The sequence below is a fragment of the Sphingomonas sp. Leaf257 genome, assembly GCF_001422185.1.
In the GTDB taxonomy this organism is placed as follows: Bacteria; Pseudomonadota; Alphaproteobacteria; order Sphingomonadales; family Sphingomonadaceae; genus Sphingomonas; species Sphingomonas yabuuchiae.
Genome location: NZ_LMMH01000034.1, coordinates 98,386 through 110,627, shown reverse-complemented (window position 1 = coordinate 110,627; position 12,242 = coordinate 98,386). Strand labels below are relative to the sequence as shown.

Below are 12,242 nucleotides of genomic sequence, written 5' to 3'. Positions count from 1 at the left end.
CCCCTCCCCTGAAGGGGAGGGGCTCGACCTAAGTCGACCCTATGTAATCTCGATCCAGGCGTCAGGCGGCGGGGAGGCTGTCGCTGATCGCCTTGATCTGCGCCGCCTGCCGCGTGACCGCCGCCGATGCTCGATCGCGCAGGCTCGTCAGCGTGGGATAATCCGGCTCCAGCGCGGCGGCCCGCTGGATCGCGCGGTCATCGATCTCGGTCAGCAGCGAGGAGGTGCGCGCGCGGATTTCGTCCAGGGTCGCCAGCTCGGTCTGCGCGGTCAGCCATGCCTCGCTGCCCACCGCCGCCCCGCGCGCCTTGGCGGCATCGGTGCGGGCCTGATCATGCGCCTTGGTGAATTCCTGTTCGACGGCGGTCAGGCGGCGGGTCATTTCCGCGACCTGCGCATCAAGCGCCGGATCGGGCCGAAGCACGACCGGCTTGGCGGCGGGTTCGGCAAAGCCCTGTTTCTCGACCGGCCGAACCGCCAGTGACGGGTAAGGCGTCGTGTCATGGTCCCGCGCACACCCGGCCAAGGTCAGGCCTATGATAAGGATACAGGGGGCCAAGCGAGGGGCGGGCCGGGCGGACGGGGCGGGGCGATAGGGCGTCATCGCGATCTTCCTAACCGCAACAGGGGACCTGACCAAATGCCGCAAAGCACCGTGAAGGTCCGCCCTCAGAAAAAATGTGGATAACCTTTGCAAAGGGGTTGCCAAGGTTCCGAAGCGCTTCTATCAGCCCACCTCCACAGCGCGCCCGTAGCTCAGCTGGATAGAGCATCAGACTACGAATCTGAGGGTCGGACGTTCGAATCGTTCCGGGCGCGCCAGTGGATCAAAATCAGGTCTCGACAGAGACCCTATGCGCGCCCGTAGCTCAGCTGGATAGAGCATCAGACTACGAATCTGAGGGTCGGACGTTCGAATCGTTCCGGGCGCGCCATTTCTTCCATATCATCGGCACCACGGGCTTCGGCCCCGACCATGGCCGGGGCCTGTCCCGTCGTCAGCGCCAGCCGAGCGCAGGTGCGATGTGGCGCAGGATGTTGTCGATCACATGCGCGTTGTAATCGACGCCCAGCTGGTTGGGCACGGTCAGCAGCAGCGTGTCGGCCTCCGCAATCGCTTCATCGGCGCGCAGCTGTTCGATCAGCCGCTCGGGCTCGGCGGCATAGGAGCGGCCGAAGACCGCGCGCATATTGTCGATGATGCCGACCTGATCCTGACTGTCGTCGCGACCGAAATAGGCGCGGTCCTGATCGGTGGTCAGCGCGAAGATCGAGCGAGAGACGGAGACGCGCGGTGCACGATCATGCCCCGCCGCCGCCCAGGCTTCGCGATAGGCGCGGATTTGCCTGGCCTGCTGGACATGGAAGGGCTCACCGCTTTCATCGGCCTTCAGGGTCGAGCTTTGCAGATTCATGCCCTGCTTGGCGGCCCAGACCGCCGTGGCGTCGGAGGCGGAGCCCCACCAGATGCGGTCGCGCAGCCCCGCCGAATGCGGCTCCAGCCGGAGCAGGCCCGGCGGGTTGGGGAACATCGGGCGGGGATTGGGCTTGGCGAAACCCTGGCCCTTCAGCAGGTGCAGGAACACTTCGGCATGGCGGCGGCCCATATCGGCATCCGTCTCGCCCTGCGCAGGGCCATAACCGAAATGCCGCCAGCCATCGATCACCTGTTCGGGCGAGCCCCGGCTGATGCCGAGTTGCAGGCGTCCGCCGCTGATCAGGTCGGCCGATCCGGCATCCTCGACCATGTAGAACGGGTTTTCGTAGCGCATGTCGATCACGCCGGTCCCGATCTCGATCCGGCTGGTCCGCGCCCCGACGGCGGCGAGCAGCGGAAAGGGCGAGGCAAGCTGCTGCGCGAAGTGATGGACCCGGTAATAGGCCCCGTCCGCGCCCAGCTCCTCGGCGGCGACGGCAAGGTCGATCGACTGAAGCAGCACGTCCTGCGCCGAGCGCGTGGCGGACTGGGGCGAGGGCGACCAATGGCCGAACGAGAGGAAACCGATCTTTTTCATGCGCCCAAGATAGGGCGAATGCGCGATCGGTCCACCGACGTGGTGGAAACGATCGCTTTCCGAAATCACCGGTCAGCGTGTGCGCCAGTGGCCCGCAATCGCCTTTTTCTCGCCCGCCGCGTCCAGCGGCATGTCGGCCATCATGTCCTGAGCCGCCGCCATCAGTTCGGCATCCGACGATCCCGCCTGGGCATAGCCGCTGCCTGTACCGGGCGTGCTGCCCGGCATGGTCCGGCGCAACGACCAGCCCTTCGGATCGCGACAGGCGATTCCGTCCGCCTCGGCCGACTGGAAGACGCGGCAAAAGCCGTTGTCCTCGGCACGGAAACTGACCGCGATGCGCACCGGCCCCTTAACGCCGCTCGCCTGATCGTCGAGTGCCTTGGCGAGCGAACCGGCGGCATAGAGGCCATGGTCGGTCGCCATGACCGGCCCTTCCTGTTGTACGCCGCGTCCCACCAGCACCCCGACCACGAGGCAAGCGGCCATCGCCGCCGCCGATCGCCAGGCAGCCGAGACGCGTGAGGGGCGGGGCTGGCGCTGGGGCATCTGCACGACGTTGCTGGTCAGCATCGCTGCCAGCCGGTCGGGTACGGGATCATCCACGATCGGGGCATAGGCCGCGCCCAGTTTCGCCTTCAGGCGGCGATGGCGTGCGACTTCCTCGGCCAAAGCGGGATCGGCGGCGATGGCACGCTCCACGCGCTTGGCCGTCAGCGGATCGAGCGCGTCGTCGGCATAGGCCATCAGCAATTCGGGTTCGACCGTCATGCCGCTTCTCCCAGCCGCGCCATCAGCGCCTGTCGCCCACGCACCAGGCGCGAGGTCAGGGTGCCCATCGGAATGTCCAGTATCTCGGCGGCTTCCTTATAGGCGAGCCCCTCGACCAGGACGAGCGCCACCGCCTCACGCTGTTCGTCGGGCAGGGTGCGCATCGCGGCATCCACCTCGTTCAGCGCGACCCGCGCCTCGGCATTGCCAGCGCCGCCGACGCCCAGCCCCGCCTCTTCGGCGACGAAGGTCTCCGCCGCGCGCGACCGGGCGCGGGCGGTGTCGATCCAGGCATTGCGCATGATCCGGTACATCCAACTATCCAATCGTGTCCCCGCCTGCCACGCGTTCCGCGCCATCAGCGCCTTTTCGATCGTGACCTGGCACAGATCGTCCGCATCCGCCCCGTCATGGGTGAGCGATCGCGCGAACCGCCGCAGTCGCGGGAGCAGCGCCAACAACTCGGTCTCGAAAGCGGCCAAACCTATTTCCTTGTTGCAGGGATGAAACGGATGAGGTTCATCGTTTAATCCATGTCAGCATGAATTTTGACAATGGATGAACGGCGATGAAGCGGACGACCCGCTATCTGGCAGTATCGATGGCGGCGGCGGGCCTGGCGTTGGGCGTGACGGCGGGGCGGGCACAACTGGTGCCCTCGCTACCCGGAATGCCGTCGCTTCCCGGCGGTTTGCCCTCGGTCGGGCGAGGAATTTCATCGCTCGCCGACCCTGTCATCGACCGGGTGGACGCCGCGTCGCGCGCGACCGTGCGGCAGCTGGAGCAGGTCCGCCGGGCGACCTTCGCGCAACTGGTCCGCGATCACCCGGACGCCATCGCGCTGGACCCGATGGGATTTCCGGCGCGCGCGGGCGAGGTGGTGGTCGATGCCCCCAGCGATGCGTTGTTGGCGACGGTCGGGCGACTGGGCTTTACGGTGATCGAGCGCGACGATGTGCTGGGCGTCGGCTTCGTCCGGCTGCGTGTGCCGCCGGGCCAGTCGTTGAAGGCCGCACTGGGCATTCTTCAGAAACTGGGCGGAGAGGTGAGCGCCGATCAGCTTCACCTGCCGAGCGGAGCCGGTGCACCGGCCGCACTGACGGCGGTGCAAGGCGGCACCGGGCGCGGCACCATGGTCGGCGTGATCGATGGCGGTGCCGAGGGCGCGGCGATGGCCAGGGGTTTCGCCACGGGCGCTCCGCGCGCCAACGACCATGGCACGGCGGTCGCCTCGCTGATCGCCGGGAGCAATGGCATCCGGGGGGCGCTGCCCGGTGCGCGGATCGCCTCGGCCGATGTCTATGGCAGCGATCCGGCGGGCGGCAATGCCACCGCCATCGCCAAGGCGTTGGGCTGGCTGGTCGAACAGCGCGTGTCGGTGGCGACGATCAGCCTGGTCGGCCCCGCCAACCCGCTGCTTGCCCGTGTCGTCGCGGCGGCACAGAAGCGGGGCCTCATCATCGTGGCGGCGGTCGGCAATAATGGCCCGGCCGCGCCGCCCGCCTATCCGGCCTCCTATCCCGGCGTCATTGCCGTGACCGGCGTCGACGGGCGGGGACGGCCGCTGATCGAGGCGGGGCGGGCGAGCCATCTCGATTACGCCGCACCGGGCGCGGACATGCTGGCGGCCGGAGTCGGTGGTCGTCGCTTCAAGGTGCGGGGCACATCCTTTGCCGCCCCGCTGGTCGCGGGTCGCGTGGCCGCCGCCTATCCGTCGCTCGACCCCGGCCGTATCCGTGCTGCACTGGCCGATGTCGACGCCGAAGCCAAAAAAAATGGCCGGAGAAATGAGGAAAAATTCCTCGGCCGTGGAATGGTTTGCGCCGATTGCCGGACGCAAGCACAGTAAAAAGCGAATTTTTTTGGGATTAAATCGGAAGGCCCTCTCGTTGTCTCTTCAGAAGTTAAGGAGAACGATGATGAAGACCCTTCTTTCCGGCACCGCGATCCTTGCTGCGGCGCTTGTCGCGATGCCCGTTTCGGCGCAGTTGCTTGGTGGCGGCGGCGGCCTGGTCGGTGGTGGTGGCCTGGGCGGTCAGCTGGGTGGTGTCACCGGCGGCCTGACCGGCGGGGCGAACGGTACGCTGAGCGGGGTTGGCCAGACCGGTCGCGCCGCGACCGACACGGCGACCCGGACGCGTGGCTCGGTGCGTGGCGATCGCAATGTCGATCTGCGCCGTGGCCGGGTGACGGCATCGGGTGAAGCCGGCGGCGGCTCGACGCTGGACAGCGCGACGCGGGTCGGCAACCAGTCAGGCGTCACCAACGGCTCGGCCTCGGGCACGGTCGGCGGCGGCGTGAATGCGCAGCTGGTCGGCACCGACGCGGTGCGCGATGCCGCAGGGCGCGGCGTGAATACGGTCGGTAACGTCGCCGGACGGGTGCGCGACACCGCCGGAGCGGTCGGCAACCGGGCGCGGGGCACCGTCTCCAACCTGACCAATCGTGCCGCCAATGCGGGCGGCAGCGTGGCAGGCTCGGCGTCGGGCAACGCATCGGCGACGGGCGGCAACGGTTCGCTGGCGGGCAATCTGGCGCTGGCCGGTAGCGGCGCGGCGCAGGGCGGGGCCTTTCCGGTCAATACCGGCATGGTCGTCAACGATGCGCAGGGTCGGGCGATCGGCGCGGTCCAGTCGGTCCGTACCAACGCACGCGGCGCGGTGGAGCGGGTGCTGGTGAAGGTGGGTGACAAGGTCGCCAACCTGCCCGCCGCCAACTTCTCCGGCTCGGGCAATGTGCTGGTCTCGGCCATGGGCCAGGGCGATGTGAGCAGCGCCGCGAAGTAACCGGACTGAGGGATGCGCCCGGCCTGACATGGTCGGGCGCATCTTCACGTTCAACGCGCGGCGAAATACCGCTCCAGCCGGGTAGCCTCGGCCGGACTGATCGCGACGACCGCGCCATGCTTGGGTCGGGTGAAGTTCGTGGCCTTCATCGGCGATCCAGGCTCATTGAAACGACCGATATTCCGATAGGTCACGAAGTCCGTGGTTTCAGAAAAGCCCATATTGTTCGGGTTGATACCGAACACATCGTACATCAGGACATAGGTGTTTGTGCCGTTGCGCCGCCACAATGTCGGCGCCTCCGTCCCGACGGTTTCGGGATCGACCTTGCGCAGGTCCTTCGTCCAGCCGCTGTTGATCTGCGACGATTCCGAATGGCGAATATTGCCGGGCGCCTGATGCGCGACATAGAACATATGGTATTTGCCGCCAACCTTGGTGATGTCGGCATCGATCACATTCACCTTGGGATCGGGATAGTCGAACAGCTTTTTGGGCTCTTCGGTCAGCGTGCTGAAGTCCTTGTCGGCATAGGAATAGACCAGATAATTCGGTCCGTTGCCGTCGCGGGTGGTGAAATAGACCATCAGGCGTTTGCGCTGCGGATCGTAGATCGTCTCCGGCGCCCACATATTGCCCGCGTCGCGATAGCGCGGGAACATGGCCGATGGCGTGACCCGCGACCGTGACCAGTGGATGAGGTCGTAGGACTTCATGAAGATCATGTTGCGGTTGTTGCCCCAGCTATATTGCTCCTCGGGCCGCTCCCACTGCGTATCGCGCAACCCTTCGCGCTTGGCGAAGATGTGAAGGTCGGTCATCGACATATAGAAGCCGCCATCGGGGCCGCGCATGATGTGCGGATCGCGAATGCCCTTCTGCTCGGCCGCTTCCCTTCCGTCCATCACCGGCTTGCCACCATTGACGTTGGTGAAGCTGTAGCCGTCGCGCGATGTCGCGAAGTGGAGCGAGTGATCCTCGTCGGTGAAGTAGGTCATCAGATAGGCGGTTCGCGCGTCGCGCGGGGCGGGCGGCTTGGGCAGACTGTCCTTCGCCACGATCTCCAGTCGGCGGGGGGCGGAGGCCGGTGCCTGTCCACCGGCATGGATCGCCGTGGCCGCGAAAAGGGCGCCGATGGCGGCGCAACTACGGATCAATGTCTTCATGAACGTCTCCCCTTTTTAAGGGAGATTAATTCAACTGTCCGACAAATGCCAGCATTCGCCTATGACAAAACATGTCGGAACGGGCGATGAAGAGGCCATCGCCCGTCCCCAAGACGTCGTCAGGCTGGAATTCCCTGCGCTGCGGGCAGCTTAGCAATGTCGGAGGATTCGGCCCAGAGGTTGATGCCCCCATCCTGTGCGGCCTGGTCGATCATGGCCAATTCGTCGGCGGTAAAATCGAGCCGCGCCACCGCATCGAGCGAGTCGTCCAGCTGCACCACCGTCCGCGCGCCGATCAGTGCGGAAGTGACACGCGGGTCGCGCAGCACCCAGGCGATCGCCATCTGCGCCAGCGTCTGCCCGCGTGCCCGGGCGATGTCGTTCAATCGCCGGATCGCGGCCAGATTTTGCTCGGTCAGCAGCGACTGCGACAGAGAGCCGCCCCGGCTGGCACGCGCATCCTGCGGCACGCCGTCCAGATACTTGCCCGTCAACATGCCCTGCGCCAGCGGCGAAAAGGCGATGCAGCCCGTGCCCAGCTCCTCCAGCGTGGCCAGTAGCTCCGGCTCGATCCAGCGGTTCAGGATCGAATAGCTCGGCTGGTGGATGAACAGCGGCACCTTCTCCTCCGCCAGGATCGCCGCCGCGCGCCGGGTCAGCCCCGCATCATAGGAGGAAATCCCGACATAGAGCGCCTTGCCTTGGCGATGAAGCTGGACCAGCGCGCCCATCGTCTCTTCCAGCGGCGTCGTGGGGTCGACACGGTGCGAATAGAATATGTCGACATAATCGACGCCCATCCGCTTCAGGCTCTGGTCGCAACTGGCGATCAGGTACTTCTTCGACGAACCGATATCGCCATAGGGCCCCGGCCACATGTCCCAGCCCGCCTTGGTCGACAGGATCAGCTCGTCGCGGTGGCCGGCAAAGTCGCTCGCCATCACCCGCCCGAAATTCTCCTCGGCCGAGCCGTAAGGCGGCCCGTAATTGTTCGCGAGGTCGAAATGGGTCACGCCCCGGTCGAAGGCGCGGCGCAGGATCGCACGGCCCGTCTCGAAGACATCGGTCCCGCCAAAATTCTGCCACAGCCCCAGGCTGATCGCGGGCAGCTTCAGCCCGCTGCGTCCGGTCCGGCGATAGGGCATCCGGCCGTCATAACGCGCGGGGTCGGCCATATAGGGTTCGGGAAAAGCCATGGCGAAAATCCTCTCTGTTCGGCGGCGGCTCTACGCCGCGCGGGCGTCGCCGCCAATGGCATGGGTCAAGCCAGCAACTCGCCCAGCCGCGCCAGCCGATTGGCGGGACTGTCGTGCCGTTCCTTCAGGAGATGACGACCGTCCTTCTCCTCCAGCCCCTCGATACCGTCCAGGTCGGGTTGCTGGCCATGCGGGGTCAGTGCGATGGCGGCGGGTCCCGCATCGATCCGCGCGATCGACCGTGCCCGCATCCGTTCGCGCAACCGGGCGAGCGACAACAGCGTGGCGGCATCGTCCGGCAGTTCGCCGAACCGATCCTCCAGTTCGGCCTCGAACGCATCGAGCGCGGCATCGTCGCGCAGCCGCCCCAACCGGGCATAGAGCGAGATGCGCAGGTCCTCATCGGGAATCCAGGCCTCGGGCAGGCGACCCTCCACCCCGATGCGAAGCTCCGGCGTCCAGCGTTCGACCGTCTCGCCGCGCGCGGTGCGCAGCGCATCCTCCAGCAGTTGCTGGTACAGCTCGACTCCGATCAGGCGCATGTGCCCGGCCTGGGTATCGCCCAGCAGATCGCCCGCGCCGCGCATATCGAGGTCGCGGGCGCTGATCGCGAACCCTGCGCCCAGCCTGTCGAATGCCTCCAGCGTGCGCAGCCGTTTCAGGGTGCGCGGCGCGATGGCGTCCTCGCCCTTGGCGAACAGCAGGACCTGCCCGCGTCGATGCCCGCGCCCGACGCGTCCGCGCAACTGGTGGAGCTGCGCCAGGCCAAAACGGTCGGCATGGACGATCGCCATGGTGTTGGCGCGCGGCACGTCCAGCCCCGCCTCGATGATGTTGGTCGCCAGCAGGACATCGCCCTCGCCCCGGCCGAAGCGGACCATGACGTCGTCGATCTCAGCAGCGGGCAGCTTGCCATGCGCCTGCATGGCCTCCAGCTCGGGTACGATCCGGGCGAGCTTCTCGGCGAGGGGCGCCATGTCGGCGATACGCGGCACCACGACAAAGCTCTGCCCGCCGCGCGACCGCTCGCGCAGCAGCGCCGCCCGCAGCGTCTCGGGGGAGAAGGTGGAGACGGCGGTGCGGATCGGTTGTCGCCGGGCGGGCGGGGTGGCGATCATCGACAGCTGACGCAGCCCCACCAGCGCGGCCTGGAGCGTGCGCGGGATCGGCGTGGCGGACAGGGTCAGCACATGACCCGAAGACAGCGCCTGAAGTCGGGCCTTGTCGGCGGCACCGAAACGCTGTTCCTCGTCGACGATGACCAGTGCCAGGTCCTTGTAGGTCACCCCCTTGGCCGCGACCGCACCGGTGCCGATGACGATGCGGATGCTGCCATCGGCCAGCCCCGCCTTGACCTTGCGCTTTTCGGCGGCGGTGGACAGGCGGGAGAGACCGGCGACCGCGATGCCCGCTTCCTCGAACCGCGTCGTGAAGCTGTCGAGATGCTGCCGGGCCAGCACGGTGGTCGGCGCGGCCACCACCACCTGCCGCCCTGCGAGTGCGGCGATGGCGGCGGCGCGCAGGGCGACCTCGGTCTTGCCGAAGCCGACATCGCCGACGACCAGCCGGTCCATCGGGCGACCGGAGGCGAGATCGGCGCGCACCGCCTCGATGGCGGTCAACTGGTCCGGGGTCTCGCTATACGGAAATCCCGCCGCGAACCGCTCATAATCGGCGACCGGGGGATCGAGCACGGGCGCATGACGCTCGGCGCGTTCTGCGGCCATATCGGTCAGCTGACGCGCGGTCGTCGCGATCGCCTCGTCGATGCCGCGCCGCCGTTCGTGCCAGCTTTTGCCGTCCAGCGTGTCTAGGCGAACCGCGTCGTCCTCGCCGCCATAGCGCCACAGCCGGTCGGCCTCGGCAACGGGGACGAGACGGGTCGCATCGCGTGCATATTCCAGCTTGATCGCGTCGCCCGACACCCCGTCCTGCCCGTCGATCGTCTCCAGCCCGACGACGGTGGCGATGCCGTGATCCTCATGGATGACGGTGTCGCCGACCCGGATTTCGGCGGTCTGCATCAGCGACAGGTCGACATGCGGGGTGGCGCCGTCCTCCCGCTCGGCACGGCTGCCCAGCAGATCGGCGGCGCTGACCGCGATGATACCGTCGCGCGCAAAGCCGCGTTCGGCGGGTGCCACAAGCGTCAGGAGCGATCCGGCCTTGGCCTTCGATATGGCCTGCCAGCTTTCCGCCCGCTTGGCGGTCTTGCGCAGCACATTGTCGACCCGCTTGCCCAGGAAGCGCAGGTCGCGTTCGCTGCCGATCAGGACGACGCGCGTGCCCTCCTTTATCGCTGCGCGGGCGGTCGCGGCGAAGTCGCGCAGGGGGGAACGGCTCTCGACGAAGCGCGGCGGGGGCTCGGCGATGCGGGCGATCTCGGCGGTTTGGCGCTGATCGAGCGCCTTCTTCCAGTGACGCTCGTCGATCATGTCGCGGGCAGCGCGCTTCGATCCGCGCTTGGCGACATCGGCGCTGAGCAGCAACAGACGGCGGCGACGCTCGTCGGCGGCGGGCTCGATAATGACACAGGCGTCGGGGAGGTGATCGAGCAGGCTGGTCTGCGTCTGCCCGAGCGGTGGTTCGGCCACACGGCCCAGTTCGCGGCGTTCGATCTCGCCGGTGCTCCGCTGGTCGGCGGGGTCGTAGGATCGGATCGCGATGATCTGGCCGTCCGCGACCTCGATGCGCAAGGGCTGTTCGGCGTCGGCGGGAAACACGTCCAGCACATGGCCGCGCAGCGCGACTTCGCCGGGCTCGTCCACTCGCTCGTCGGCGATATAGCCCAGGTCGAGCAGCATCGCGTGGAGGTCCGCCAGATCGCACGCGTCCTCGATCGCGACACAGGGCGGCTCGGCGGCAAAGGTTTCGGGCGGCGGCAGCGCGCGGGCCAGCGCCTCGCCGGAAGTGATCAGGGCGATGCGACCCCGATCCTTCGCCGCCAATGCCATCTGCGCACGATGCAGCGCAGACACGCGCTGCCCTACATTGGCAGGCGAGGCGGGGGCGTCGTCGCCCGGCAGGGCGTCGGAACCGGGGCAGAACAAGATGGTCGCGTCGGGGGCCATCGCCTCCAGCATCCGCGTCACGCCCAGCGCGCGCGTCTCGTCGGTGACGGCCAGGATGATGTCCGATCGCTCGAGGATTTCTGCCGCACCCGCCGCCAATTCGGCGCTGCCCGGCAGCGGTACGGGGCCGTCCCCGGTGGGAGGCATGGTGGCGATCTCGGCTTTAGACAACATGCGCAACGACCGGCACTCCAGCAAAGATGGCGGGGCTTTTCGAACGGGCGGCGACGTTGGGCGTTCCGCTGAAGTTCATAGACTTATCGCCGCCAACTGGCGGAACCCTATCGGGCCTCGGCACTTCATGGCCGGGACGGTTGATCCATATCGATGATCGACATCAGCACGCGCCGCCGGCCGCACTGTCCAAGGAGAATGACGATGGATCTGGGTATCAAGGGACGCATCGCGCTCATCAGCGGCGCGGACTCCGGCATGGGCAAGGAAACCGCGCGCCTGTTGCTGGAGGCGGGCGTGCGCGTTGCGCTGACCGACAAGCCGGACGGGACGCTGGACGAAGCGGTGGCAGAATTGTCGCCGCTGGGCGAGGTGATCGCGGTCACGGGCGACGTCACCCAGGTCGAGGCGGTGCGGGCCATCTGGGCCGAGGTCCGCGAGCGGCTGGGCGACCCCGATATCTATGTGAACGCTGCGGGCGTGACCGGCGCGACGGGCGATTTCCTGGAGATCGACGACAAGGGCTGGCAGGAGACGATCGATATCGACCTGATGGGCGCGGTGCGCATGTGTCGAGAGGCGATCCCGGCGATGCGCAGCAAAGGCTGGGGCCGGATCGTGCTGTTCGCCTCCGAGGATGCGGTGCAGCCCTATATCGACGAACTGCCCTATTGCGCGGCGAAGGCGGGTATCCTCAGCCTGGCCAAGGGGCTGTCCAAGGCTTACGGCCCCGACAATGTGCTGGTGAACACCGTCTCGCCCGCCTTCATCGCGACACCGATGACCGACAAGATGATGGAGAAGCGCGCCGATGAAAAGGGTGTCAGCTTCGGCGAGGCGATCGAGACGTTCCTGGACGAGGAACGCCCCGGCATGGCGCTGAAGCGGCGCGGACGCCCCGAAGAGGTCGCCGCCGCCGTCACCTTCCTGGTGTCGGAACGGGCGAGCTTCATCAACGGGGCTGGCATCCGCGTCGACTCCGGTTCGGTCTTCACCATCGCGGGCTGATCCGGCGCGACTTGGCGTCTTGGCGTCGGCTCGCCGATCGGCTTATACCCTCTCA

The 12,242-nt window shown here is 67.2% G+C and carries 10 protein-coding genes and 2 tRNA genes; 5 read left to right on the top strand and 7 right to left on the bottom strand.

The features are described 5' to 3' along the window. Nucleotides 1–61: 61 nt before the first annotated feature. On the bottom strand, nucleotides 62–604 hold the full coding sequence (locus tag ASF14_RS16300; protein WP_056437462.1) for a hypothetical protein: 543 nt from the start codon (nucleotides 602–604) through the stop codon (nucleotides 62–64). Nucleotides 605–745: 141 nt separating this feature from the next. Here ASF14_RS16300 and ASF14_RS16295 point away from each other — a divergent pair. Beyond that, nucleotides 746–822 (top strand) — tRNA-Arg (locus tag ASF14_RS16295). A gap of 36 nt (nucleotides 823–858) precedes the next feature. Further along, a tRNA-Arg gene (locus ASF14_RS16290) sits at nucleotides 859–935 on the top strand. Between the two features lie 63 nt (nucleotides 936–998). Here the strand turns inward: ASF14_RS16290 and ASF14_RS16285 are convergent. The 3 genes from ASF14_RS16285 to ASF14_RS16275 all read right to left on the bottom strand — a co-directional run bounded on the left by ASF14_RS16285 (nucleotide 999) and on the right by ASF14_RS16275 (nucleotide 3,274). Next, complete coding sequence (locus ASF14_RS16285) at nucleotides 999–2,015, bottom strand: LLM class flavin-dependent oxidoreductase (protein WP_056438368.1); 1,017 nt, start codon at nucleotides 2,013–2,015, stop codon at nucleotides 999–1,001. 72 nt (nucleotides 2,016–2,087) lie between these two features. After that, nucleotides 2,088–2,786 carry an anti-sigma factor family protein gene (locus ASF14_RS16280; protein WP_056437459.1) on the bottom strand — a complete coding sequence of 233 codons (699 nt, stop codon included), beginning with the start codon at nucleotides 2,784–2,786 and terminating at the stop codon, nucleotides 2,088–2,090. Then, on the bottom strand, nucleotides 2,783–3,274 hold the full coding sequence (locus tag ASF14_RS16275; RefSeq protein WP_380773310.1) for an RNA polymerase sigma factor: 492 nt from the start codon (nucleotides 3,272–3,274) through the stop codon (nucleotides 2,783–2,785). Before ASF14_RS16275 ends, ASF14_RS16280 begins: the two co-directional genes overlap by 4 nt. An 80-nt stretch (nucleotides 3,275–3,354) precedes the next feature. On the opposite strand from ASF14_RS16275, the gene ASF14_RS16270 reads away from it, so the two are divergent. Next, the gene (locus tag ASF14_RS16270; RefSeq protein ID WP_056437451.1) at nucleotides 3,355–4,635 is read left to right on the top strand and encodes a S8 family serine peptidase; all 1,281 of its coding nucleotides are present in this window, start codon (nucleotides 3,355–3,357) and stop codon (nucleotides 4,633–4,635) included. 67 nt (nucleotides 4,636–4,702) lie between these two features. Further along, entirely contained in the window at nucleotides 4,703–5,572 is an 870-nt protein-coding gene (locus ASF14_RS16265; protein ID WP_056437448.1) for a hypothetical protein, read from the top strand. A gap of 50 nt (nucleotides 5,573–5,622) precedes the next feature. Here ASF14_RS16265 and ASF14_RS16260 read toward each other — a convergent pair whose 3' ends face one another. The 3 genes from ASF14_RS16260 to ASF14_RS16250 all read right to left on the bottom strand — a co-directional run bounded on the left by ASF14_RS16260 (nucleotide 5,623) and on the right by ASF14_RS16250 (nucleotide 11,152). Further along, the gene (locus ASF14_RS16260; protein ID WP_056437445.1) at nucleotides 5,623–6,738 is read right to left on the bottom strand and encodes a glycoside hydrolase family 43 protein; all 1,116 of its coding nucleotides are present in this window, start codon (nucleotides 6,736–6,738) and stop codon (nucleotides 5,623–5,625) included. A 119-nt stretch (nucleotides 6,739–6,857) separates the two neighbouring features. After that, on the bottom strand, nucleotides 6,858–7,934 hold the full coding sequence (gene mgrA, locus ASF14_RS16255; protein ID WP_056437442.1) for an L-glyceraldehyde 3-phosphate reductase: 1,077 nt from the start codon (nucleotides 7,932–7,934) through the stop codon (nucleotides 6,858–6,860). Between the two features lie 65 nt (nucleotides 7,935–7,999). Next, a complete protein-coding gene (locus tag ASF14_RS16250; protein WP_236697106.1) occupies nucleotides 8,000–11,152 on the bottom strand; it encodes a helicase-related protein in 3,153 nt (1,050 codons plus the stop codon). Between the two features lie 231 nt (nucleotides 11,153–11,383). Here ASF14_RS16250 and ASF14_RS16245 point away from each other — a divergent pair, with 231 nt between their 5' ends. Next, nucleotides 11,384–12,187 carry an SDR family NAD(P)-dependent oxidoreductase gene (locus ASF14_RS16245; RefSeq protein WP_056438365.1) on the top strand — a complete coding sequence of 268 codons (804 nt, stop codon included), beginning with the start codon at nucleotides 11,384–11,386 and terminating at the stop codon, nucleotides 12,185–12,187. Nucleotides 12,188–12,242 lie beyond the last annotated feature (55 nt).